This window comes from Mesorhizobium sp. M0761, assembly GCF_040320205.1.
Lineage (GTDB): Bacteria > Pseudomonadota > Alphaproteobacteria > Rhizobiales > Rhizobiaceae > Mesorhizobium.
Genome location: NZ_JAMYPF010000009.1, coordinates 143664 through 166468, shown reverse-complemented (window position 1 = coordinate 166468; position 22805 = coordinate 143664). Strand labels below are relative to the sequence as shown.

21 protein-coding genes are annotated in these 22805 nt (G+C 63.6%); 7 read left to right on the top strand and 14 right to left on the bottom strand.

The window, feature by feature from the left end; all coding sequences use genetic code 11:
- Window positions 1–73: 73 nt before the first annotated feature.
- On the bottom strand, window positions 74–1201 hold the full coding sequence (locus NKI32_RS17235) for a glycine C-acetyltransferase (protein ID WP_353003048.1): 1128 nt from the start codon (window positions 1199–1201) through the stop codon (window positions 74–76).
- 309 nt (window positions 1202–1510) lie between these two features.
- On the opposite strand from NKI32_RS17235, the gene NKI32_RS17230 reads away from it, so the two are divergent.
- A complete protein-coding gene (locus tag NKI32_RS17230; protein ID WP_353003047.1) occupies window positions 1511–3577 on the top strand; it encodes a putative bifunctional diguanylate cyclase/phosphodiesterase in 2067 nt (688 codons plus the stop codon).
- A 21-nt stretch (window positions 3578–3598) separates the two neighbouring features.
- Here the strand turns inward: NKI32_RS17230 and NKI32_RS17225 are convergent, their stop codons facing one another.
- Window positions 3599–4003 carry a MarR family winged helix-turn-helix transcriptional regulator gene (locus NKI32_RS17225; protein ID WP_023672921.1) on the bottom strand — a complete coding sequence of 135 codons (405 nt, stop codon included), beginning with the start codon at window positions 4001–4003 and terminating at the stop codon, window positions 3599–3601.
- 190 nt (window positions 4004–4193) lie between these two features.
- Between NKI32_RS17225 and NKI32_RS17220 the strand changes: the two genes are divergently transcribed.
- The gene (locus NKI32_RS17220) at window positions 4194–4601 is read left to right on the top strand and encodes a hypothetical protein (RefSeq protein ID WP_023824543.1); all 408 of its coding nucleotides are present in this window, start codon (window positions 4194–4196) and stop codon (window positions 4599–4601) included.
- 220 nt (window positions 4602–4821) lie between these two features.
- Here NKI32_RS17220 and NKI32_RS17215 read toward each other — a convergent pair whose 3' ends face one another.
- Window positions 4822–6867, bottom strand: a complete 2046-nt coding sequence (locus NKI32_RS17215; protein ID WP_353003070.1) for an oxidoreductase — start codon at window positions 6865–6867, stop codon at window positions 4822–4824.
- A gap of 140 nt (window positions 6868–7007) precedes the next feature.
- Here NKI32_RS17215 and queF point away from each other — a divergent pair, with 140 nt between their 5' ends.
- Window positions 7008–7469 carry a preQ(1) synthase gene (queF, locus tag NKI32_RS17210; protein ID WP_023682931.1) on the top strand — a complete coding sequence of 154 codons (462 nt, stop codon included), beginning with the start codon at window positions 7008–7010 and terminating at the stop codon, window positions 7467–7469.
- A gap of 219 nt (window positions 7470–7688) precedes the next feature.
- On the opposite strand, the gene NKI32_RS17205 is transcribed toward queF, so the two are convergent.
- The 4 genes from NKI32_RS17205 to NKI32_RS17190 form a co-directional block, all read right to left on the bottom strand.
- Window positions 7689–8300 carry a hypothetical protein gene (locus tag NKI32_RS17205; RefSeq protein WP_023682932.1) on the bottom strand — a complete coding sequence of 204 codons (612 nt, stop codon included), beginning with the start codon at window positions 8298–8300 and terminating at the stop codon, window positions 7689–7691.
- 4 nt (window positions 8301–8304) lie between these two features.
- A complete protein-coding gene (locus tag NKI32_RS17200; RefSeq protein WP_023694426.1) occupies window positions 8305–8784 on the bottom strand; it encodes a DUF3828 domain-containing protein in 480 nt (159 codons plus the stop codon).
- Between the two features lie 92 nt (window positions 8785–8876).
- Complete coding sequence (locus NKI32_RS17195; protein ID WP_023682934.1) at window positions 8877–10526, bottom strand: ABC transporter substrate-binding protein; 1650 nt, start codon at window positions 10524–10526, stop codon at window positions 8877–8879.
- A gap of 61 nt (window positions 10527–10587) precedes the next feature.
- A complete protein-coding gene (locus NKI32_RS17190) occupies window positions 10588–12138 on the bottom strand; it encodes a trimethylamine methyltransferase family protein (RefSeq protein ID WP_353003046.1) in 1551 nt (516 codons plus the stop codon).
- A gap of 89 nt (window positions 12139–12227) precedes the next feature.
- On the opposite strand from NKI32_RS17190, the gene NKI32_RS17185 reads away from it, so the two are divergent.
- Window positions 12228–13130 (top strand): LysR substrate-binding domain-containing protein, encoded by a 903-nt coding sequence (locus tag NKI32_RS17185; protein WP_023702312.1) that lies wholly within the window; start codon window positions 12228–12230, stop codon window positions 13128–13130.
- 274 nt (window positions 13131–13404) lie between these two features.
- Window positions 13405–15258: a DNA mismatch repair endonuclease MutL gene (gene mutL, locus NKI32_RS17180; protein WP_353003045.1), complete on the top strand. Its 1854-nt coding sequence runs from the start codon at window positions 13405–13407 to the stop codon at window positions 15256–15258.
- A gap of 25 nt (window positions 15259–15283) precedes the next feature.
- Here the strand turns inward: mutL and NKI32_RS17175 are convergent, their stop codons facing one another.
- Window positions 15284–16069 carry a hypothetical protein gene (locus NKI32_RS17175; RefSeq protein WP_050593590.1) on the bottom strand — a complete coding sequence of 262 codons (786 nt, stop codon included), beginning with the start codon at window positions 16067–16069 and terminating at the stop codon, window positions 15284–15286.
- An 86-nt stretch (window positions 16070–16155) separates the two neighbouring features.
- A complete protein-coding gene (locus NKI32_RS17170) occupies window positions 16156–17049 on the bottom strand; it encodes a DMT family transporter (protein WP_023671583.1) in 894 nt (297 codons plus the stop codon).
- A 92-nt stretch (window positions 17050–17141) separates the two neighbouring features.
- Between NKI32_RS17170 and NKI32_RS17165 the strand changes: the two genes are divergently transcribed.
- Window positions 17142–18068: a LysR family transcriptional regulator gene (locus tag NKI32_RS17165; RefSeq protein WP_023705759.1), complete on the top strand. Its 927-nt coding sequence runs from the start codon at window positions 17142–17144 to the stop codon at window positions 18066–18068.
- 17 nt (window positions 18069–18085) lie between these two features.
- Here the strand turns inward: NKI32_RS17165 and NKI32_RS17160 are convergent, their stop codons facing one another.
- Window positions 18086–18691 carry a hypothetical protein gene (locus NKI32_RS17160; protein WP_023671581.1) on the bottom strand — a complete coding sequence of 202 codons (606 nt, stop codon included), beginning with the start codon at window positions 18689–18691 and terminating at the stop codon, window positions 18086–18088.
- 113 nt (window positions 18692–18804) lie between these two features.
- Between NKI32_RS17160 and NKI32_RS17155 the strand changes: the two genes are divergently transcribed.
- The gene (locus tag NKI32_RS17155; protein ID WP_023671580.1) at window positions 18805–19038 is read left to right on the top strand and encodes a DUF2093 domain-containing protein; all 234 of its coding nucleotides are present in this window, start codon (window positions 18805–18807) and stop codon (window positions 19036–19038) included.
- Between the two features lie 60 nt (window positions 19039–19098).
- Here NKI32_RS17155 and NKI32_RS17150 read toward each other — a convergent pair whose 3' ends face one another.
- From NKI32_RS17150 to NKI32_RS17135, 4 genes are all read right to left on the bottom strand, one after another.
- A complete protein-coding gene (locus NKI32_RS17150; RefSeq protein ID WP_155922435.1) occupies window positions 19099–19581 on the bottom strand; it encodes a PM0630 family protein in 483 nt (160 codons plus the stop codon).
- A gap of 89 nt (window positions 19582–19670) precedes the next feature.
- On the bottom strand, window positions 19671–20699 hold the full coding sequence (gene lpxK / locus NKI32_RS17145; RefSeq protein ID WP_023671578.1) for a tetraacyldisaccharide 4'-kinase: 1029 nt from the start codon (window positions 20697–20699) through the stop codon (window positions 19671–19673).
- Window positions 20700–22016, bottom strand: coding sequence for a lipid IV(A) 3-deoxy-D-manno-octulosonic acid transferase (waaA, locus tag NKI32_RS17140; RefSeq protein ID WP_023671577.1), 1317 nt, complete (start codon window positions 22014–22016; stop codon window positions 20700–20702).
- A complete protein-coding gene (locus NKI32_RS17135) occupies window positions 22013–22801 on the bottom strand; it encodes a lysophospholipid acyltransferase family protein (protein WP_023671576.1) in 789 nt (262 codons plus the stop codon). Before NKI32_RS17135 ends, waaA begins: the two co-directional genes overlap by 4 nt.
- Window positions 22802–22805: the final 4 nt, after the last annotated feature.

The window sequence follows — 22805 nt, the reverse complement described above, 5'->3', positions numbered from 1 at the left end:
GAGGGTAAAACTCTCAGCCAATCACGCCCAGTTCCTTGCCGACTGCGGCGAATGCCGCCACGGCGCGGTCGATTTAGGCGGCGGAATGCGCCGCCGACATCTGCGTGCGGATGCGCGCCTGGCCTTTCGGCACCACCGGGAACGAAAAACCGATGACATAGATGCCGCGCTTCAGCATGCGCGCCGCCATTTCCTGCGCCAGGCTGGCATCGCCCAGCATCACCGGGATGATCGGGTGATCGGCGCCGGCCAATGTGAAGCCGAGCTTGCCCATCTCGGACCTGAACCGCGCCGCATTGGCATAGAGGCGCTCGCGTAGCGCATCGCCATTTCGGATCAGCTCGAAAACCTTGATCGAGGCGCCGGCGATCGCCGGCATCAGCGTGTTGGAGAAGAGATAGGGCCGCGAGCGCTGGCGCAGCCAGTCGACCACCTGGCTTTTGCCCGAGGTATAGCCGCCCGACGCGCCGCCCAGCGCCTTGCCGAGCGTGCCGGTGATGATGTCCACCCTGCCCTCGACGCCGCAATGCTCGGCCGAGCCGCGGCCGTTTTTGCCGACGAAGCCGACGGCATGGCTGTCATCGACCATGACCATGGCGTCGTATTTTTCCGCGAGGTCGCAGACGCCTTTCAGATTGGCGATGATGCCGTCCATGGAGAACACGCCGTCGGTGGCGATCAGGCGGAAGCGGCAATCCTTCGCTTCCTTCAGCCGCGCTTCGAGATCAGCCATGTCGTTGTTGGCGTAGCGGAAGCGTTTTGCCTTCGACAGTCGCACGCCGTCGATAATCGAGGCGTGGTTCAGCGCATCGGAGATGATCGCATCCTCCTCGCCGAGCAGTGTCTCGAACAGGCCGCCATTGGCGTCGAAGCAGGAGCCGTAGAGGATGGTGTCGTCCATGCCGAGGAAAGATGAAATCGTTGATTCAAGCTGCTTGTGCTCTTCCTGCGTGCCGCAGATGAAGCGCACCGACGCCATGCCGTAGCCGTAGCGGTCCAACGCGCCTTTGGCTGCGTTACGCAATTCGGCGCTGTCGGCGAGGCCGAGATAGTTGTTGGCGCAGAAATTCAGCACCTTGTCGCCGCCGACCTCGATCTCAGCCGACTGGGTCGAGGTGATCACCCGCTCGGATTTGTAGAGCCCGGCGGATTTCAGACCTTGCAGTTCATTGTCGATATGGGAGAGGAATGCCGCGCTCATGATCAGGTCCTGTTGAGAATGGCGCGACTGTCGCGCTACGCGCACTAAAAATCCATCGCAAAAGCGACCGTTTCGGTGGCACGGCGGGCTCAACCCTGGCGCGACCCGATCGCATGGCCAGCATGCTGGAGTAGCAGGCACGCGAATACGGCCGTGCCGCGAAAGAACATGATAACCATTTCAGCAGCTTTCGTTTACTGCCGAAGCAACTATTCCGCCGGCTTCCAAACCTGTTAACCCTTTCAAGGCAATGGTGTTCTTGCCACGAATCGGTGGCAGAAATCCGTCGACCGAGGGGTCACCTAGAATATGTCGCAGCAGCCGGCGCAAACCGTCTCGGGCAAACTCATCCTGCTGATCAAGAGCGGCTATTGGCTGGCGCTGCTGATCATCGCGGCTATGGTGATGGCTTCCTTCATCCTGCTGCAGCAGATGATGGCGGCGCAACAGCACAACCATACTCTGCTCGACATCGTCAGCACCCAGAAGGCGCTGTCGCAGCGCATCGTCTTTTTGACCAGCGCAACCGGCTCCGCCGCGCGTGACAAGCAGCCGGCCCTGGTTGCCGCGCTGAAACAGGCGACCGCCGAGTTCGAGACGAACTACGACCTGCTCCTCAAACAGACGGGAGCCGACCCGCTGTCGCCGGCATTGTCCGACCCAAGGTCGATCGAGAGCGTGCTCTACGGCAAGCCGTTCCACCTCGACTATTTCTCGGTCGGGCTGGTCGCCAATGGCGAAAGGCTGATCTCGTCCTTCGAATCCCAGCTCTCCGGCAATGCCGCCTACAAGGGCGGCGGCGAGCGCGTCAATCTCGATGCTTCCGTCGCCAATGCGACGCTGTCGGGTTATGCCGCGCTCGGCCAACGCATCGCCGCATTCGCCGACGAGCGGTCGGAAAAGCTCCTCGATCTCCACCGCACCTTGTTCTACGCCACCATCGGCGTCATCGTGCTGGTGGCGCTTTTCATCTTCCGGCCAATGTCGAAGGCGATCCTGCGCAAGACCCATGAGCTTGTCGATGCCCGCAACTCGATGGCCTTCATCGCCGTACATGACGGGCTGACCGGCCTGCACAACCGCACCTTCCTGACCGATCACTTCGAAACGCTGATCAAGGGCGCGCATCGCCGGCGTGAGAGGCTGGCGGTGATCCAGCTCGACCTCGACCGGTTCAAGCAGATCAACGACACGCTCGGCCACGCCGCAGGCGACTATGTTCTGGTCGTCACCGCGCAGCGCATGCGTGATTCCTGCCGCGCGTCGGATCTGTGCGCGCGCCTTGGCGGCGACGAATTCGTGATGATCCTCAATGGCGCCGGCGGCCCCGAGGACATCAACATGCTGGCCCGTCGCATCCTGGAGGAGATCAACGAGCCGATTACCTTCCAGGGCACGACCATCCTTCCGGGGGCCAGCGCCGGCATTGCCGTCTATCCCATCGACGCCGACAATGCCGAGGATCTGCTCGTCCACGCCGACCTCGCGCTCTATTCCGCCAAGAAGCTCGGCGGCGGCAGCTTCTCGTTCTTCTCCGAGGAACTCAGGCGCGAACTCGATTACCGCAAGCAGCTCGAGCATGACATCAAGGTCGCCATTTCGGAGAACGCCTTCCAGGTCTATTTCCAGCCGCAGGTGTCGCTGAGCAACGGCGCCATCAGCGGCATCGAGGCGCTGGTGCGCTGGAAGCATGCCGAGCGCGGCATGATTGCGCCGGGCGAGTTCATTCCGGTCGCCGAAAAATGCGGCTTCATGCCCGAGATCGGCCGCATAGTCTTTACGAAGGCGATCGAGCAAGCAGCCGAATGGGATCGCGCCGGCATTGCCTTCGGCCGGCTCGCCGTCAACGTGTCCGGCACCGAGCTGCGCGAACCCGACTTCGACCGCTTCCTGTTCGCGACGCTGGAAAAGGCCGGCCTGGCGCCGCAGAAACTGTCGCTTGAAATCGTCGAATCCGTCATTCTCGACGACGAGAAGACGGGCATCGCGGCGAAGCTGCGCCACATCCGCGCTGCTGGCGTCCATCTTGAGCTCGACGATTTCGGCACCGGCTATGCCTCGCTCAGCCACGTCAATCCCAACGAGATCGACCGGCTGAAGATCGACCGCCGCTTCGTCCAGAACATCAACGAGAATGGCGACAACACCAAGATCGTGCGCGCCATCACCGAGCTGGCGCGCGGTCTCGGCATTTCGATCGTCGCCGAGGGCGCGGAAACCGAAGCCGAGCTCGATTCGCTGTTGGCAATCGGCTGCGACCAGGTGCAGGGCTATTCCATCGCCTTCCCGATGCCGCAGGACAAAGCGCGCGAATGGCTGCTGGCGCGCAGCCCGAAGAAAGCCAAGCTGAAGGTGCTTCAGGGCAATTTAGCCTAGACTATTGCCCACCGGTGCCGGTCATTTGGCCGGCGCGACATTCGCCCGCAATGCCGCCAGCACCTCGGCGAACTCCGCCAGCCTGTCGTCCGGCAATCCCGCGCGCAGCCGCTTGTCGAAGATGAGAGCCGCCGCCCGCAGCTTCAGGAACATCGTTTCGCCCGCCTGCGTCAGCTCGACCAGATGAACCCGGCGGTTGTCCGGATCGCGGCGGCGCGTCAGCAAGCCTTGCGCCTCCATGGCGTTGAGATGGTGGGTGAGCGTGGCGCCCTGGATGCCGATCATGCCGGCAAGTTCGCGCTGGTTGGCAAGCTCGCTCGACTTGACCGAAAGCAAGGTCAGCCACACCGGCAGCGTGCCGCCGGCCTCGACCAAAGCGGCGTCAAAGGCCTGCGCCACCAGCTTGGAGGTGCGCGCGAGATTCATGCCGATTGGCGGACGGTCAAAGGGAGTCATGCGCCGACAGTAGAACAAGGCGCCGAGCGATGGAACGCGGCATTATACATTGACATCGAACCATTTGATATCTAACTATCATGCGTGTCGATCTGCCGAGTTCGTATTATCCGCGTTCGACAGGGATCCGAGGACGGGCGGCGGCAAGGAGGAAGCGGTCATGCAATATGTCTACATCGTCGTTATCGGCCTTCACGTCATGTCCGGCGTGTTCTGGGCCGGCACCACCATCACGCTTGCCCGCGACCCCGAGATCAGGGCGGAGCGCTTTATCGGACCGCAAATGGGCTCGGCCGGCATGGTGTTCGTGACCGGCGCCCTGCTCTGGTATTTCTTCCACGGCGCCTATTTCGGCTCGATGGAAATGGTGCTGGCGCTGGGCATCCTGGCCGCCTTCGCCGCTGCCGGCGTTCTCAGCGTCGTCGTCCGCAAGACCAGCCGGCAGCTTGCCGGCGCGGACGCCGCAACGGAAGCGGCGCTGCGCACCAAAATGGCCCGCGGCGAGCGCATCGCCGCCTGGCTTCTGGTACTCACCGTACTTTGCATGGCGACGGCCAGGATGATTTGAGCCCTGCCGCGCGTTGCCTCCCGGTTGAAAAGCATTCCGCATCGTGCGTCGCCTGGCTCTCGGCTGGTGGCGTACGCGGCGCGCAGTTCGGACGGATGTGCAAGGTGGCTCTCCGCACAGAGGTTTGGCTGCGCGCCACCCATCACTTTGATCGATCGAGATGCGCCCGCCGGAAGGGTGAGATCGAGCTTTGGAACAAGCCGTAGGCCGGCTTGTAGGCTCAAACCCGCAAGCCGAACCTGATGCCGTCATAGATGGCGGCGTGGATGTTGCGCGAGGCGACCGCATCGCCGATGCGCAACAGCACGAAGCCGCCTTCGGGGTTGCGTGAAGGAAAAATATCGCCGCCGCCGACCAGCCGCTCGTAATCGACCGCGCCACCATTCTTCGACAGCGGTTTCAGCTGGAGATAGAGATCGTCGAGCGGCGCCGTGCCGTGCTCGACCACCACCTGGTCGACCCGCCTCTCGCCGCGCCAGCCGTCGGCAAAGTCGGAGGCGAGTTCGGCGACCAGCTGGTTGCCCTCGCGCCGTACCGAGCGCAGCCTGGTGTTGATGGTGATGGTGACGCCCTTCTCCTGGAAGGCGCGCATATAGGGCACGTGGTTCATGCCGCCCATTTCGGGGGCGAAGAAGCGCTCCGGCGAAACCAGCTCCAGCTTCGAACCGGCATTGGCGATCAGCTCCGCCGCGCCCATGCCCTGATGGCCGCCATTGTCGTCGAAGAGCAGCACGTTCTCCGCCGGCTTGACGCTGCCGGCCATGATGTCCCAGCTCGACGTGACGAGATTGTCGCCCGATGTCAGCGGCGGGTTCTGCGGCAGGCCGCCGGTGGCGATCACCACCACATCGGGCGACAGCGCCAGCACATCGTCCTGCTCGGCCCATGTATCGTAGCGGATCCCGACGCCGAGCCGGTCGAGTTCGGCCAGCCGCCAGTCGATGATGCCGATCAGTTCCTTGCGGCGCGGGTTCTGCGTCGCGAGCCGGACCTGGCCGCCGGCCTGACCGGAGGCTTCAAGCACCGTGACATGATGGCCACGTTCGGCCATGACGCGAGCTGCCTCGAGCCCGCCAGCGCCAGCGCCAACGACGACGACGTTCCGCCTGGGCCCTTCGGTCATGACGATGATATGCGGAATCTCGGCCTCGCGGCCGGTCGCGGCATTGTGGACACAGAGCGCTTCGCCGCCTTCATAGATACGATCGAGGCAATAGGTGGCGCCGACGCAAGGCCGGATCTCGTGCTCGCGACCTTCCATGACCTTCTTGATGATGTGCGGGTCGGCGATATGGGCGCGGGTCATGCCGACCATATCGAGCTTGCCGGTCGCGATGGCGTGGCGCGCCGTGGCGACATCGGAAATCCGCGCCGCATGGAAGGTCGGGAATTTTGTTGCCGCCCTCACCTCGCCGGCGAAATCGAGATGCGGCGAAGAGCGCATGCCGGTCACCGGGATAACCTTGGTGAGCGCCGCGTCGCTTTCGATCGAGCCGCGGATGATGTTCAGGAAATCGACCTTGCCAGAATTGGCGAGCCGTCTCGCGATCTCGACGCCCTCGGCCTTCGACAGGCCTTTGTCAAAGTCCTCATCGGCGACCATGCGGATGCCGACGATGAACTTCTCACCGACGGCCGCTCGCACGGCATCCAGCACCATGTCGGTGAAGCGCAGCCGGTTGTCGAGCGAACCGCCGAACTCGTCGTCGCGATGGTTTGTGGCCGGCGACCAGAAGCCGTCCATCAGATGGCCGTAGGATTCGAACTCGATGCCGTCGAGGCCGGCCGCCTGGCAGCGCTGCGCAGCCGACGCATAGTCGGCGACGATGCGCTCGATGTCCCAGTCCTCGATGGTTTTGGGGAACGCGCGGTGCGCCGGCTCACGCACCGGCGAAGCCGACAGCACCGGCAGCCAGTCGGCCTTGTTCCAGCCGGTGCGGCGACCAAGATGGGTGATCTGGATCATCACCTTGCAGTCATGCTCGTGGCAGGCGTCCGCCAGTTCGGCCAGCCACGGCACGATGCGGTCGTCATAGACATGCAGATTGCCAAAGGCGGCCGGGCTGTCGCGCGAGACGATCGCCGAGCCCGCCGTCATGGTCAGCGCCATGCCGCCCTTGGCCTTTTCGGCGTGGTAGAGCCGGTAGCGCTGTTTCGGCATGCCGTCCTCGGAATAGGCCGGCTCGTGGCTGGTCGACATCACCCTGTTCTTCAGCGTCAGGTGTTTGAGCTGGTAAGGCTGGAGAAGCGGGTCGTTGCTGGTCATCATCTTCCTGCCATTCCAATTTGTGTCGGAGCAGCGCGTGCTGCTCCAGTTCTTGTCTTAAGCATCGAATTTATTCGAAAATCGCTGCACACTTTTCGGTCCGGTGCTAATGAGCGCGGAAAATCCCCAGGAAAACCGCGATGATCGATACCAAAACCCTCACCCAGCTCGGCGCCCACGTCGAGACGCCACAGAGCCCGGAGACCGCGGTCCTGGAGACCGTGCCGTTCCAGCGCGGCGACGGACCGCCGGCGATCGTGCGCTTCACCTGCCCGGAATTCACCTCGCTCTGCCCGGTAACCGGACAGCCGGATTTCGCTCATATCGTCATCGACTACGCACCCGATGCCACGCTCGTGGAATCGAAGTCGCTCAAACTGTTCATGACCTCGTTTCGCAACCATGGCGCTTTCCATGAAGACTGCACGGTGATGATCGGCCGCCGCATTGTGGCGGCAACGAAGCCGCTGTGGTTGCGCATAGGCGGCTATTGGTATCCGCGCGGCGGCATTCCGATCGATGTCTTCTGGCAGACCGGCGCTCCGCCCGAAGGCGCCTGGTTGCCCGACACCGGCGTTGCCCCCTATCGCGGAAGGGGCTGAAGCTATTTTGCGGAACTTTAGCGGGACAGCGCCCCCCTCTGTCCTGCCGGACATCTCCCCCACACGGGGGGAGATTGGCCGCTACGCCGGCTTTAGCTAATCTCAAATGATGCGGAGCGGGCGAGACGTTGGAACTGCTGATCTCCCCACCCGTGGGGGAGATGTCCGGCAGGACAGAGAGGGGCGCGAAGGATCGCAGGCGCTGATCCTCAATCAACATTATTCGCACTGGTACTGGCTGAGCGCCCATTCACCGGTCACCGAAAGCAGATCGGATATCTTCCAGTCGCCGTCGACCTTCCTGAACTTCCATTCAAGGCGATGTGGATTGCCGGCGACGACGAAGGCGACAATGACCTTGGCCTGGTCGCCATTGATCGCTTCGAGCGTCTTCAGGCTCTTATCGATCTCGGTCTTGTCATAGTCGGCATTGTCGAGCGCCATGTTGGGGTCGAGACATTCTCCCTGCCCGGATGTGCGCAACGCGTCGCTCTTGTCGAGAACGGTTTTTGCCGGGTCGATGAAGTGGCTGCGCTGCGCCGGATCGATCTCCAGTCCCACCTGATCGTAAAATGGCCGCACCACCGCCGTCGGGGATCCCGGCAGAATGGGTGCGGCCGGTGGGGCGTCGGCCGGCGGCCACCCAACCGGCGGTGTCGCCGGTTCCACCGCTGTCCCGGGTGGATTTGCGGGCGGTGCTGCGCCGGCCGGTGCCGTCACGGCCGGCGCATTGGCTGGCGGCGGGCCCAACAGGCCTTGTGCTGCGGCTGCGCTCATACCCACCGACAGCACGCACATGGGCGACAGCGCCAAGGCAAGACGGCGGAGCACGGGATCACTCCGGCGCTTTGTCGGGCATGCATTCCAGCGCGCTCAGCGTCCAGCTGCTGGTCTTGGAGGTAATGTCGGCGACCTTCCATTTGCCGTCGATTTTCTTCAGCGACCACAGCATTTCGCGTTTGGAATCATCGCCTTCCGCAAAAAGGCTGAAGGTGGCGGTGACTTCGGCCGTATCGCCATTGACGGTCTCGGCCAGCTTCAATGTCTTGGCAATCGACTTCTGGTCGAAATCCTGGGCGTCAAGGCCGGGATCGAAGTCGAGGCAGGCGACTTCGTCGGGCTTGTTCTTCGTTGCCTGGTCGTTGAGATCGAACAGCTTGGTCACCGGCTCGGTGAAGCGGTCGCGGTACTTTGCGTCTCCCTCGAATTTCACTTCAGGCACATAAAAGAACTTGACGGCGTTGGAAGCCGGCCCGGCCAGCACTGTCGCTGGCAAGGCAATAGAAAAGACAGCGGCAAGCACTATCGGTTTCATGCAGGATCTCCGGACGTTTGGCGGCAAGGTGCAATACCAGACATCCTGCATATCGGTTTTTTTGCGGCTCATGAAGCCCCGGCTGCACCGTCTCAGCCATCAAGCCAGACGTTCTGCAGGTCCATCTCGAAGGTCTGGTGGACGCCGTAGTTCTTCACCTTCTTGTTCATGTGGCTGTAGAGCTTCTGCCAGAAGGGTTGAATGATGACGCCGGAATCCTGCAGGATCTGCTCGACATCCTTCATCACCTCACGCCGCTTCTCCACATCGATCAGCGACAGCGCCTGCTTCAGCTTGGCGTCGAAGTCCGGGTTGGAATAGGCCGATTCATTCCAGGCCTCGCCGGTGCGATAACCAAGCGCCAGGACCTGGACGCCAAGCGGGCGCATGTACCAGATGGTCATCGAATAGGGATATTTCGTCCAGTCGTTCCAGAAGGTCGAGCCCGGCAGCACCGTGCGCTTGACCTTGATGCCGGCGTCGCGCAGTTGGCCGGCAATCGCGTCGCCGGTGTTCTTCTGCCAATCGTCCTCGACGGTGATCAGCTCGTGCTCGAAATCGGCCTGCCCAGCGTCGGCCATCAGTTTCTTGGCGCCGGCCGCGTCGCGCGTCTTCTTGGGCAGCGCGAAATATTCAGGATGGATAGGGCTGACATGGTGGTTTTCACCGACCGTCCCTCGCCCGGCATAGCCGAGTTCCAGCACCGCATTGTTGTCGACCGCCATCTGCAGCGCGTTGCGCACCCGCTGGTCGTCATAGGGCTTGTGGGTAACGTTCGTGCGGGCAACCAGCGTGGTTGCCGTCGCAACCTCGGACTTCTCCAGCCCCATCTTATCCAGGATGTCGATGAAGTCGGCCGGCGTCTCGAAATTGAGGTCTATCTCGCCGGATTCGAAGGCGTTGATCGAAGCGTTGAAGTCGGTGCCGTAGTCGATGAACTCGACGCTGTCGAGCGGCGCTTCACCACCCCACCACTTGCCGTTTTCACGACGCTTGACCACCGCCTTCTGGCCGACATCGTAGGAGACCAGTTCGAACGGGCCCGTGCCGATCGGCTTCTTGACCGGGTCGGCGCCTTCGGCGTCGAAATTGCGGTGGACGACGAGCGCTGGATAATCGGTGAGGTTCGGGATCAGCGAAATGTCGGGCGCGCTGAGCGTCAGCTTGACCGTATTGTCGTCGACCTTGGCGATCGCGCCTTCCCTGGCCTTGCCCGACTTTTCGTCGATCAGCCCGCCGACGCGAGCGGCCATGGAGTTGCCGGCGACCTTCTTCTCGCACCAGCGGGTAACATTGAAGACCACGTCATCGGCGTTGAAAGCATCGCCATTGTTCCAGGTGATGCCCTTGCGCACATGCAACGTGTATTCCGTGGCGTCGTCATTGATGTCCCAGCTTTCGAGCAGCACTGGCTCGAAGGTGAATTCCCTGGTGTAGCGGACCAGCGGCTCCAGCCAGCAGCGCGAGATGTTGGCGAGTTCCACCCAGTCATAGGTGCGCGGATCTTTTTGGGCCTTGACCGACATCGATATGTGCAGCGTGCCGCCCTTCTTCGGCTCCTCGGCAAAAGCCTGTCCCGGCGCGGCAAGGCCGATCATGCCGTAGGCCAGCGCCGTCGATGCGCCGAACGCACTTGCCAATGCAAGAAACTCGCGCCGGTCCATACGGCCAGCACGCGTCTCTTGCGCCATCGCCTCGATGGCCGTTGGCACGCGATCGCCATTGCTTTTGAAAAGTGTCATGTCTTTCTCCCTTGCGGTTCCCATCGGGTCTTCGCCCGTTATCAACTCATTCGTCGTTCTCTTAGCTAACGCTGTCGGGCAGCCTCTCTTCGCGCTGCGCGATAAAGTCCCTGAGGCCCTCGGCAATGCCCTCATCGAGTTTCGGCTCTTCATAGTCGGCCAGCATGTTGCGGGCTTTCTCGCGGCCGCGCGTGTCGTGGTCCTTCGCCCCTCCAGCCTTCCATTGTTCGTAGGAGTTGAAATCCATGATGGTGGGCATGAAGAATGCCGACTCGTAATGATCGAGCGTGTGCTGGGTGCCGAGGAAATGGCCCTGCGGCCCGACCTCGCGGATCGCCGCCATGGCCTCCTTGAAGTCGTCGAACGGCAGGCCGTCGGCATATTTGTACCAGCCGACAAGCTGCTCGCAGTCCGTGGCGAATTTCGAATAGCCGCAGGTCAGCCCGGCCTCCAACCAGCCGGCGGAGTGCCAAATATAATTGGCGCCGGCGAGGATGGCGGCATGCATCAGCATGTTGGATTCATAGCCGGCCTGGGCGTCGTTGAGCTTGGAGCCGACATGGAAGCCGGAGGTTCGCCAGGGCAGTTTGTATTTCCGCGCCAGCGCGCCCATCAGATACATCATCTGGGCGGCTTCCGGTGTGCCGCCCATCGGCGCGCCGGTCTTCATGTCGACGGTCACCATGAACTGGCCGTAGATTTGCGGCGAACCAGGACGCAGCAGCTGGGTGAAAGCGACACCGGCCAATGCTTCGGCATTGACCTGCGCCACCGCGCCGACGGCCGAGGCCGAAGTCGATGCGCCGCACAGCGCAAAGGGCGCCAGGATCAGCGGCTGATTGCTGCGCGCATAGACCTTCATCGCGTCCAGCATGGTGGCGTCCCACACCAGCGGCGAGTTGCAGTTGGTAATCGACACCAGGACCGGGTTGTCGCGGACGAACTCCTCGCCGAAGACGATGCCCGCCATCGCCATCGTGTCTTCGGCCCGGTCTTTGGAAGTAACGATGCCCATGAACGGCTTGTCGGAATGCTTCAGCGCCGAATGGATGATGTGGAGATGCCGTTTCGGCACCGCGATCTCCATCGGCTCGCAGATGATCGAACTCGACGAATGCAGCGCCGGGGCCATGTAGGCGAGCTTGTGGAAATTGTTGAGGTCTTCAAGCGTGCCATAACGCCGGTTGTTGTCGAGGTCGCGCACGTAAGGCGCGCCATACATCGGCGCGAAGATGGAGTTCTTGCCGCCGACGCGCACGGTGCGCTCGGGATTACGCGCATTGAGGGTGAATTCGGACGGAACCTTCGCGACCAGTTCCATCAGCAGGCCGCGGTCGATGCGGACGCGTGTCTCGGAGATGTCGGCGCCCGCCGCCTTCCACATGGCGATCGCCTCGTCGTCGCGGAACTCGCAACCGACCTCTTCGAGGATGGCGAGTGACTCCTGGTGGATCAGTTCCACCGCCTCGTCCGGGACCATCTGGTAGGTGGGGATCTGGCGGACCAGCGTCGGGAACGAGGTGACGGGGGCGCTCCTCAGCGCCTTGCGTCCGAGGCGACCGCCGCCGCGGCGGTGGGTTTGCTCGGTCAGTTCAGTGGCCGGTGCGTTCATGGAGCCTCCTCATTCCGTCCAACCAAGTTAGCGAGAGGAAATATGGATGTGATGCTGGAAAATCCTGATCTCTTGTATAAGCTCAGCTTATGCGAAGCCTGCGCCACCTCCTGCCCTCGGCCGGCAGCCTGATCGTCTTCGAGGCGGCGGGCCGGCTGTCGAGCTTCACCGCTGCCGGGCGCGAGCTCGGCATGACGCAGGCCGCCGTCTCTTATGCGGTGCGCGGGTTGGAGGAACAGCTTGGCGCGCAGCTGTTCCAGCGCCGCCACCGCCAGGTCGTCCTGACAGAAGCGGGCGAACGCTTCCATGCCGACGTCTCGCTCGGCCTGTCGCATATCCGCAAATCGGCCGAGGATCTGCGCCTGCAGGCGACCGGCGGCCATGTCACGCTGGCGGCGTCGACCGCCTTCGGCTCGTTCTGGATGATGCCGCGGCTGCAGCAGTTCCGCGACGAACTGCCGGGCATCGACTTGCGCATCCAGACCGCCGACCGCGATCTCGACATCATCGCCGAGGGCATCCCGCTCGCCGTTCGCGGCGGCGAACCGCGCGACTGGGCCGATTATCATTCGCTGCCGCTGGCCGACGAGGAGATTTTTCCGGTGGTTGGCGCCAGCTATCTCGCGAAATTCGGCATGCCAAGGAGCGTCGCGGAGCTGGCGACGCATCGCCTGATCCACCTCGAGGAGCCCTACCGCGAGGCGGCTAGCTGGGACGAATGGTTCCAGTCGGCGGGCGGCAGCCTCGACAACACCGCGCGCGGCCTGCGCATCAACGATTACGGCCTCGTGATCCAGGGCGTCATGGAAGGCCAGGGCATCGCGCTTGGCTGGCGGCATCTGGCCGAACGGCTCCTGGCGTCGGGGCTGCTGGTGCCGGTGACCGATCATGTGCTGAAGACCGGCAAGGCGTTCTATGTGGTTTGGCCTAAGAACCGTGAGCTGAGCGAGAATGCGCGGAAAGTCAGGGACTGGCTGGCAGCGCAGGCTTGAAATCGGTTGCAGCGTAGTCACTATCGCGGAGTTCCTTCACACCCCCCTCTGTCCTGCCGGACATCTCCCCCGCAAGGGGGGAGATTGGCAGTTCATATGTCGCGTCACCCTTCAAGCATTGGAGATTGGCGAAAGCCGTCGTGACATCTGATCTCCCTCCTTGCGGGGGAGATGGCCGGCAGGCCAGAGGGGGGTGCTGTCCCGCTGGCGTCTCCAATGTCCGGCATTCATTGAAGCCTTCCGCACACCCTTCGAATCCGCCTATAATACCCCCATGCCCATTCGCCAGCTTTCCGAAACGATGATCAACCAGATCGCCGCCGGCGAAGTCATCGAGCGTCCGGCGAGCGTGGTGAAGGAACTGGTCGAAAACGCGCTCGACGCCGGCGCCTCCCGCGTCGAGGTCGTCACTGCCGGCGGCGGGCTGAACCTGATCCGCGTCACCGATGACGGCTCCGGTATCCCCGAACAGGAACTGGCGCTGGCCATTGCGCGCCACTGCACCTCGAAACTTGCCGACAACATTCATGATATCCGCTCGCTCGGGTTCCGTGGCGAGGCATTGCCGTCAATTGGTTCGGTGTCGCGACTGTCGGTTCGCTCGCGCACGGCCGCAGGCGACGCTGCAGCCGAGATCGCCATCGAAGGCGGCCGCGTTTCGGCGGTCAAACCGGCGGCGGCCAACCGCGGCACCACGGTCGAGGTGCGCGACCTGTTCTTCGCCACGCCGGCGCGGCTCAAATTCATGAAGGGCGAGCGCGCCGAAAGCTCCGCCACCAGCGACGTGGTCAAGCGCATCGCCATCGCCTTCCCTGCCGTGCGCTTTACGCTCGCCGGCTCCGACCGCTCGACGCTGGAATTGCCGGCAACCGACGACACGGCGGAAGGCAGCCTGCGCCGCGTCGCGCAAGTCATGGGCGCCGAGTTTCCCGACAATTCCATCGCTATCGACGCCAGCCGGGACGGCGTGCACTTGACCGGCCACGTCTCGATCCCGTCCTTCACCCGCGCCAACGCGCTGCAGCAATATGCCTATGTCAACGGCCGTCCGGTGCGCGACAAGCTGATCGCCGGCGCCATTCGCGGCGCCTTCGCCGACGTGCTGCCGCGCGACCGGCATGCTGTCACGGTGCTGTTCCTGACGCTTGATCCGGCGACCGTCGACGTCAATGTCCACCCAGCCAAGGCCGATGTTCGCTTCCGCGATCCCGGCCTGGTGCGCGGGCTGATCGTCGGCGCCATCCGCGAGGTGCTGGCCAATGCCGGCATCCGCGCCGCCACCAGCGGGGCCGCCGGGATGGTGGCGGCGTTCCGGCCGGGAGCCGCCTCCTACGCCCATGCGGGTCCTGCCAACGGTCATCGCAGTTATGACGCGGCCTACCGGGCCTCGGGCTTTTCGGGCTTTGACCGCTCGCCACAGCGGCCGCTGGATATGGGATTTGACGGCGCCGGCTTCCGCGAAAACGACCAGGCTGCATTCGACGCCGGTCCGCTCGCCAGCGCCGATGCGCGTGCCGGCTTAGCCGAGCCGGCCGAGACGCTGCTCGGCACCGCGCTGGGCGTCGCCCGCGCGCAGGTCCACGAGAACTACATCGTCGCCCAGACCAGGGATTCGCTTGTCATCGTCGACCAGCACGCGGCGCATGAGCGGCTGGTCTACGAGGCGCTGAAGAATGCCCTGCACTCGCGCGCGGTGCCCTCGCAGATGCTGCTTCTGCCGGAGATCGTCGACCTGCCGGAGGAGGACGCCGAGCGGCTGGCCATGCATTCCGAAACGCTGGCCCGGTTCGGCCTCGGCATTGAGCGTTTCGGTCCCGGCGCGGTGGCGGTGCGCGAGACGCCGTCGATGCTCGGCGAAACCAATGTCCAGCAATTGGTGCGTGATCTTGCCGACGAGATCGCCGACAACGACACGATCGAGACGCTGAAGGAACGACTGGACAAGATCGCCGCGACTATGGCCTGCCACGGCTCGGTCCGCTCCGGCCGCCTGCTCAAGCCTGAGGAGATGAACGCGCTGCTGCGCCAGATGGAAGCAACGCCGGGCTCCGGCACCTGCAACCACGGCCGCCCGACCTATATCGAACTCAAGCTCGCCGATATAGAGCGGCTGTTTGGGCGGCGGTGAGCACAAGCCAGGTCAGGGCACACGCTCAATTCACCAACAGGCGATAATCCTTGAACCTATGAGAGAAAACGTAATCCCTTGAGTAACCGGCGCTACCGCCGCGAAAATTCACGGAGATTATCTCGAAGCTTCTCCCAACCTGTTTTTGAACATTCATGTAGATGGGAGTCATCAGCATGCCGGCATCGCAATCGTCGTCATCGAAAGCGATCTCCTGAACGACCTTCTTTTTCTTCTTATCGATGACCCGCAGCTTATTCATGCAGACGAGAAAGCCCGCTTTCTCGTAGACCCCGGCAAATCTGTGGGTTGCTGTCTGCGCCCAGAAGGGAATCTCGACGGCGCCGTCAACCTTCGCCTCACCGGTATCGTCGAGGCTTGCGACCTTCTTCAGCGTGATCGGGAACTTGTCCGAGCCCTTGCTCCAAGTCCCTGTTGCGCCGCTTTCGCCAAGGTCAAGAGAAAACGGACATCCGGCGGTGCCAACGGGCGTTTTCGATCCCATGACCAGCAACCTGTCGAACTCCCTGTCGTCCGCAATCTCGCAAAGGAAGAGGCTGGTGCCACTGATCTTGCCGTACACCGCTATCGGGCTTTGCTTCGCGTCGTAGAAATAGCTCCCCTCGACCGTAATCCCGCTGCCGAAACTGTCATATCTCTGCAGCGATAGGTGGACGGGGTTAGGTCCGATGGAGCCTTCGTAGTTTTCGACCTGATACCAGCCCGCAGCGGCTTTCCCGGTCAGCAGCAAAACGCAAAAAATTGCCGATATGAACAGTCTTCCCATTCCGTCCCCCAGTGAAGGCAGCATACCACAGCTGTCCTTCCTCTGGGTGTCTGCATTCTGATGGAATGCGGTTCCCGGTTTGAGTCCGAAAACAGCTCAAATCATTTGTTTTAACGCTTTAAATTCACCACGATCACGCCGCCCAGCGCCAGTGCGCCGCCGAGGATACCAAGTAGCGTCGGCACTTCGCCCAGCCAGAAGAAGCCGATCAGGGCTGACATGGGCGAGACCAGATAGAGGAAGTTCGACGCGCGCGCTGCCGGAAGACGCGACAGTGCGGTTGCCCAGGCGGCATAGGCGATCAGGCTGGGCACGATGCCAAGAAAGATCACGGCGCCGATACCGGCCGTGTTGGCGACCGCGGCCTGCGCAAAGCCGCTCGGCAGAAAGGGTGCCAGGCAAAGAGCGCCAAGAATCATGTTCGAGGCCGAAATGGTCAGCGGGTGATGGCGGGCAAAGAGCGGCTTCTGGACGATCGTGTTGACGGCCGAGCACAGCGCGGAGCCAAGAACCAGCAGCGCGCCGGTGTCGAAACTCAAGCCATTGCCGTCAGCCACAGCGATGATGCCGATGCCGGCGAAAGAAATCGCCGTGCCGAACCAGGCCCAGCTTGAGAAGCGCTCGCCGAGCAATGCCATTGCCATGATGGCGGTGAAGATCGGGCTGACATTGATGATGAAACCGGCGGCACCCGCCGAAACCGTCAATTCGCCGAAATTGAGCATGACAGTGTAGAGCGCGACGAAGATGGCGCCGCCAAAGACCAGGCGCCACACTTCGTCGAGCCTCGGCAGCGCCGGGCGCTTGACGGCAAGAAAGATCGCCGCCGGCACCGCGGCAATGGCAAAGCGCAACGCACCGAGTTCCAGCGGCCCGAAAGCGGCGAGGCCGGCACGGATCGCGGGAAAGGCCGAGGCCCAGCCGACCACCGTCAAGGCCACGGCGATGGCCGCCGTGGTGTCCATCCGCTGTGTCGGATTCGACGTGCTGGTCGTTGCGCTCATCTGCCTGTCCTCGGGTTCCCAGAGTGTTGAAAGGCAGAAAGCGCCTTTTCGGCGCCGTTGACAAACGATCAAATCGAGGATCACCTGTGACTATGGATCACAGCTCAGACACAATGGTGCCGCTCGAGACCCTGCGCGCCTTCGATGCGGCGGCGCGAACGGGGAGCTTTTCGGCCGCGGCCGAGAAGCTCAACATCACCCACGGCGCCGTCAGCCGGCAGATCGCCAAGCTGGAGGACTGGCTGGGCTTGAAAGTGTTCGACCGCGGCGCGCGCGGCGTCTCGCTGACCATCGAGGGCAACCGCCTGCATCTGCGCACGGCGGAAGCCTTTGCGCTGATCTCCAGCCATTCCGACCGCTGGGTCGAGCCGCGCGGCACCGCCGTGGTGCGGCTGACCTCGATACCCTCCGTCAGCGGGCTGTGGCTGATGCCACGCATGGCGGCGCTGGAGAACAATCCAACCAAGCTGCGCATCGTGCTCGACGTCGACATCCGCCAGGGCGACCTTGCCGATGAAGGCATCGACCTGTCGGTCCGCTGCGGCCGCGGGGGCATTCCGGGCCGCATCTCGGTGAAGCTGTTCGAGGAACATGTCTTTCCCGTCGCCGCGCCCGGCCTTGCCCGCGAGATCGGCCGCGGCGACCCGGCCCGGCTGCTGAGGTTTCCACTGATCAACGATTCCGACGCTTCGGGTTGGCGTGCCTGGTTTGCCGCGCAAGGGATGGACTACCGCCCGCGCCCGCAGGATCGCCGCTTCGAGGACTACAATCTGGTGCTCGACGCCGCAGCTTACGGGCTCGGCATCGCGCTGGCGCGGCCGCCGCTGACCGGACACCAGTTGGAGGCAGGCCGCATCGTCGCCGTCGACGAGCGCACGGCGCTGAACCCGGTGTCGTACTGGCTGGACCGGCCGCTGGGGCGGCCGCGTACGGCTGCCGCCGAACTTTCACGCCGTATCGCTGTCGAGGCGGGGCTGGCGATGGACAAGATGGAAGCTTTCCTCGAAGCCGAGCGATAGCGGCGATCGTTCGGTGCTCAGCCAAGCACCAGCAAGGCGAGCCCGACAATGGCGACGGCCAGAAACCCGGCTGCCAGCGCCATCAGGCCGACACGCATCTGCTGCCGGCCTTCGGGCTGGACCGTGTCATTCGACCCAGACATCGCCTGCCCCCGCTTCGCCGCCGCGTCGGTGGCGGAGGCGCGGCGCGGCGGCGAAACCCCCGGTGCGAGAAGCGCAAACCAGGGCAGTCCTGCCGGCTTTGCGGCAGCGCCATCATCGGCCCTGGCCGGCGGCACCGGCAGACCGCGCTGTGCATCGTCGTTGGCTGGCGTCGCCTTGCCTGTCGCAGCCGTTGTCGGCCCGAAATCGTCGGGCGCCGCGTCACCCGGTTCGGCAAGCGCCAGATAGGCCTGCAGGATCTCGGCTGAACCCGTCTGCTGCCCCTTTGCGACGGCTGCGGACAACAGCGCCTGCAGCGCCGGCGCCGCTGCCGGCTGCAAAGGCGCACCGGATGGCGTCGGCGGCTGCACCAGCGCCTTTATAAGTGCTGCTTTCGCCGGATCGGCCTTCGCCGACGGCACCGCTGCCAATATCATGGCCTCGCGCAGCAGCGCAGTCAGGCGGGCGGATGAAATGTCCATGCCGGTCCCATAAGAATGGTTTGGAGCCGACAATAGCGCCTCAGCATTGCGTCAAGCTTGACCTTGCCGGCAATTTATGGCGATGAAATCAGCATGAACTCTGGCACCACCCCATGATGAACCGCTTCGAAGGCCCTGGCGGCAAGGAAGCCCGGATCCGCTATCTCGACGGCGACTTCCAGGTCACCAGCCCCGGCGCATTCGTGCGCTGCGCTGTGACCGGTGAGAGCATTCCGCTGGACGAGCTCAAATATTGGAGCGTCGCCAGGCAGGAGCCCTATGTCAGCGCCGCCGCCTCGCTGCGCCGCGAGATCGAAACGCATCCGGACCTGCGCAGCCGGGGCTAGATCGGCACACCGGAAAGCAAGGCTCACCGTCGATCTGATTTTCCTGGAACGCCTGCAGGACTATGGCTTTGAGGATGCCGGCGCGTTTTCGACCGAAAAGTCGAATTTATGAACAAGCCGATCTCCGACAAGCACTTTGATGGAATACGGCCCGATCGGATCACCCTCGGCCATGCACCACCCATGCGAGATCCATCCGTCCTGCGGTTTGTAGAACATGGTGGTCTCGGAGACCCTTCGATCGCCCGATAGCTTGCTCAAGCTGTATTCGTTTCCGTCGATACCACCCCACTGCCTGGGCTCCGCGGGAAGCGCGAACACCTCGGTGACCGATACCAGTCTGTCGCCTTGCGCCAGACGTACGCGCCATTCAAAGCAGGCGCTATCGGGGATAAGCGGTACAATGTTTGAGGGCCGAACGTGGGTAGCACCGTCCGCTTCGGTGACCGAGACCAGAAATTCGCTGTCGGTCGCGGTGGGTGCCTGCGCCGAAGATGGGTTCGCCATCGCCACAAGAACAAAGCCCACAAAGAGTGCCCGCAACCTAACCATTCCACCCCCCGCGCTGAAGCCGGTCTGACTTATAATTGTGATAAGCGGCGAGAAATATCCTGTGTCAACGCGGGAGCGCCCTACCCTCGCAGCCGGCGCTGTCTCCAGGCATCCAGCGTCTCATCGATGATCCGCTCCGGCACATTGTCGAGTTCGAACGTGGCGTCTATCTCCAGCACGTCGAGTTGACCAAGGAATTCAGCCGAGGCTGCGCCATGGCGCAGCCGGGCTGCGTCCTTGGCGGTGGTCACGAGGCCCAGTCCCTCACGGCGCGCGGTTGCCGCCAGTTCGGCGAGTTCGTCGGGGGCATAAAAATGATGGTCCGGAAACGACCGGCTCAGCGCCACTTCCGCGCCCGTGCCGCGCAGCGTCTCGAAGAATTTTTCGGGATGGCCGATGCCGGCAAAGGCGAGGAACCGCCGGCCGGCGAACCGCTCCTTGCCGCCCGGTTCAGCATGCGCCTCGAAGATCGGCCGGCCGGCGCGCGCCGCCTGGCGCACGACCTGGTCGGCGGCGGTGCCCTCGCCCATCTTCAACAGCCCATCGGTGAACACCAGTTGGTCGACGACGTTGGCGCGCAGCGGCCCACCCGGAATGACGCGGCCATTGCCGATGCCGTAGCGGGCGTCGACGACGACCAGCGCATAATCAATATGGATGCGCGCGCTCTGAAAACCGTCATCCATGATCAGGAAATCGCAGCCATGGGCTTCCATGAGCAGCTTGGCGCCGGCGGCGCGGTTCGGGCTTACCGCAACCGGCGCGTGCTCGGCCAGAAGCAGCGGCTCGTCGCCGACATGCTTGGCGGCGTCGTGACTGGCATCGACGACATGCGGCTGCGCAAACGAGCCGCCATGGCCGCGCGACAGGAATCCGGGATTGAGCTGCATGCGCCTGGCCTGCTTGGCCAGCGCGATGGCGACCGGCGTCTTGCCGCTGCCGCCGACGGTGAAGTTGCCGACGCAAAGCACTGGCGCGTCGATCTTTTGACGTATCGCCCGATGCATATGGCGGCCGGCGACCATGCCATAGACCGCTGATAGCGGCGACAGCGCAAAGACCCGCCAGTCCGGCGCTTCCCACCAGAAAGGTGGTGCTTCCGACGCCACCTATCGCCCGTCGGCGCCCTTCAGGCGCGACTTGACGATCAATGGCTGGATATAAGGCTCGAGCGACTTCAGCGTGTGCGCCAGCGCACCGCGCATCTGGTCGACTGTGGCGGCACCGGCCGCCATCATCTCATGGCGCGCAACTTCATTGCTCAGCAGGAAATTGACGGCGCCGGCCAGCATGTCGCGGTCGCGCACCAGCTTGGCGCCGCCACTGTCGAGCAGGCGCTGATAGGCCTCGCGAAAATTCTGGACGTTGCGGCCGGCCAGCACAGCGGTGTCGAGCATGGCCGGCTCCAGCGGATTCTGGCCGCCTTCCGAGGTCAGCGAGCGGCCGACAAAGGCGATTTCCGTCAGCCGGAGATAAAGCCCCATCTCGCCGATCGTATCGCCAAGGAGGATATCGGTGTCGGCGGTGATCCGGTCCCCCTTGCTGCGCCGCGCCAGCTTCAGGCCCATGCCGGAAATCTGTGCTGCCAGCGCTTCGGCGCGGTCGGGATGGCGCGGGACGATGATTGTCAGCAGGCCATGGTGGCGCTTGTAGAGCGTGGCGTGGACTTCCGCCGCGACCACCTCCTCGCCGTCATGGGTCGAAATTGCCGCCCAGGTCGGGCGGCCGGCGATCTGGCGCTTCAGCGTCGCCAGCGCCCGTTCGTCGACGGGCGGCGGCAAGGTGTCGACCTTGAGGTTGCCGGACACGGTGACCGGCCGGGCGCCAAGCGCGCGAAACCGTTCGCCGTCGACATCCGACTGGGCAACGACATGTGCGAGGTTCTCGAACAGCGCCTCGGCGATGTTGGCGCGCTTCTTCCAGGATTTGAACGAACGGTCGGACAGCCGGCCGTTGACCAGCACCTGCGGCACGTGTCGGGCGCCGAGCTCGAGGATGGTCATCGGCCATATCTCGGATTCGGCGATGATCGCCAGGTCCGGCCGCCAGTGATCGAGAAAGCGGCTGACGGCCGGCTTCAGGTCGAGCGGAACATATTGGTGGATGATGCGGTCGCCCAGCCGTTCGTCGGCAACCTGCGCCGAAGTGACGGTGCCCGTCGTCAGCACGATGTTGACACCGTAGTCGAGGATGCTTTGCACCAGCGGCACGACCGCAAGGGTCTCGCCGACGCTTGCCGCATGGATCCAGATCACCGGCCCTTCAGGGCGCGGCCGCCCGGCAACGCCGTAGCGCTCACGGCTGCGGCTGCGGTCTTCCTTGCCCTGCGATGTGCGCCAGGCGACATAGGGACCCATCAGCGGATAGGCGGCGGCACCGGCAAGGCGGTACGCCGCCAGGAAGGCGCGCGCCCAGCCGACGCTCATGGCCTGCCGTCCACGAGCCGATAGGCCTCGGCGGTCGCGGCATTGAGCGCGGCCGTGACTTCCTGGCGCTTGCGCTCCATTTCGGCCTCGTCGGCATTGGCCGGCACGAAAACCGGCGTTCCGATGACGATCGAGGAGCGGCCGAACGGCAGGTTGATGGTGGTCTTGTCCCAGCTTCTTTCCAGCACCTTGCGGCGGCTGGTGGCGATGGCGGCAGGCATGATCGGCCGGCCGGAAAGGCGTGCCAGCAGAACGATACCAAGCCCCGCGTCGCGCGGCGTGCCGTGGGGAATGTCGGCGATCATGGCGACGTTCTTGCCGGCGACGAGTGACTTTTTCAGGGCGATGAGCGCCTTGGCGCCGCCCTTGTCGAGATGCTTAGTGCTTTCACGCCCGCCGGAGCCGCGCACCGCCTCGATGCCGAATTTTTCGATCATCAGCGCGTTGAGTTCGGCGTCGGCGCTGCGCGAGACCATGGCGACCAGCGGCCGTCCCTTGGGATAATAGGCTGGGGTCAGCAGATGCTGGCCATGCCAGAGCGCGATGATGCCGGGTTCGAATTCGGCGTAGTCGCCGCCTGAAAATTTAGCCGAGCCTTCGACCACGCGGTTGGTCAGGCGCACCAGGCGGACGAACTGGGCGAGCAGGCTGACGATGATGCTCTTGACGATTCGCGACTGCGCCAACGGCTCGCGGATCTTGCGCCAGAACGTCTTCGAACTGCCGCCGCGTCTTCTTCGGACCGCGGCGCCGGTGGGCTGCCCTTTCACCGCTTCATGCTCCATCACT

What these genes read in the sequence shown, in the direction of transcription:
- NKI32_RS17165 (WP_023705759.1), top strand. Translation starts at nt 17,142, where the DNA reads ATGGATCACAGCTCAGACACAATGGTGCCGCTCGAGACCCTGCGCGCC.
- mutL (WP_353003045.1), top strand. Translation starts at nt 13,405, where the DNA reads ATGCCCATTCGCCAGCTTTCCGAAACGATGATCAACCAGATCGCCGCC.
- NKI32_RS17175 (WP_050593590.1), bottom strand. Translation starts at nt 16,069, where the DNA reads ATGCTGCCTTCACTGGGGGACGGAATGGGAAGACTGTTCATATCGGCA.
- NKI32_RS17200 (WP_023694426.1), bottom strand. Translation starts at nt 8,784, where the DNA reads ATGAAACCGATAGTGCTTGCCGCTGTCTTTTCTATTGCCTTGCCAGCG.
- NKI32_RS17185 (WP_023702312.1), top strand. Translation starts at nt 12,228, where the DNA reads ATGCGAAGCCTGCGCCACCTCCTGCCCTCGGCCGGCAGCCTGATCGTC.
- NKI32_RS17215 (WP_353003070.1), bottom strand. Translation starts at nt 6,867, where the DNA reads ATGACCAGCAACGACCCGCTTCTCCAGCCTTACCAGCTCAAACACCTG.
- NKI32_RS17220 (WP_023824543.1), top strand. Translation starts at nt 4,194, where the DNA reads ATGCAATATGTCTACATCGTCGTTATCGGCCTTCACGTCATGTCCGGC.
- NKI32_RS17155 (WP_023671580.1), top strand. Translation starts at nt 18,805, where the DNA reads ATGATGAACCGCTTCGAAGGCCCTGGCGGCAAGGAAGCCCGGATCCGC.
- NKI32_RS17195 (WP_023682934.1), bottom strand. Translation starts at nt 10,526, where the DNA reads ATGACACTTTTCAAAAGCAATGGCGATCGCGTGCCAACGGCCATCGAG.
- waaA (WP_023671577.1), bottom strand. Translation starts at nt 22,016, where the DNA reads ATGAGCGTCGGCTGGGCGCGCGCCTTCCTGGCGGCGTACCGCCTTGCC.
- NKI32_RS17230 (WP_353003047.1), top strand. Translation starts at nt 1,511, where the DNA reads ATGTCGCAGCAGCCGGCGCAAACCGTCTCGGGCAAACTCATCCTGCTG.
- queF (WP_023682931.1), top strand. Translation starts at nt 7,008, where the DNA reads ATGATCGATACCAAAACCCTCACCCAGCTCGGCGCCCACGTCGAGACG.
- NKI32_RS17170 (WP_023671583.1), bottom strand. Translation starts at nt 17,049, where the DNA reads ATGAGCGCAACGACCAGCACGTCGAATCCGACACAGCGGATGGACACC.
- NKI32_RS17190 (WP_353003046.1), bottom strand. Translation starts at nt 12,138, where the DNA reads ATGAACGCACCGGCCACTGAACTGACCGAGCAAACCCACCGCCGCGGC.
- NKI32_RS17235 (WP_353003048.1), bottom strand. Translation starts at nt 1,201, where the DNA reads ATGAGCGCGGCATTCCTCTCCCATATCGACAATGAACTGCAAGGTCTG.
- NKI32_RS17225 (WP_023672921.1), bottom strand. Translation starts at nt 4,003, where the DNA reads ATGAATCTCGCGCGCACCTCCAAGCTGGTGGCGCAGGCCTTTGACGCC.
- NKI32_RS17135 (WP_023671576.1), bottom strand. Translation starts at nt 22,801, where the DNA reads ATGGAGCATGAAGCGGTGAAAGGGCAGCCCACCGGCGCCGCGGTCCGA.
- NKI32_RS17160 (WP_023671581.1), bottom strand. Translation starts at nt 18,691, where the DNA reads ATGGACATTTCATCCGCCCGCCTGACTGCGCTGCTGCGCGAGGCCATG.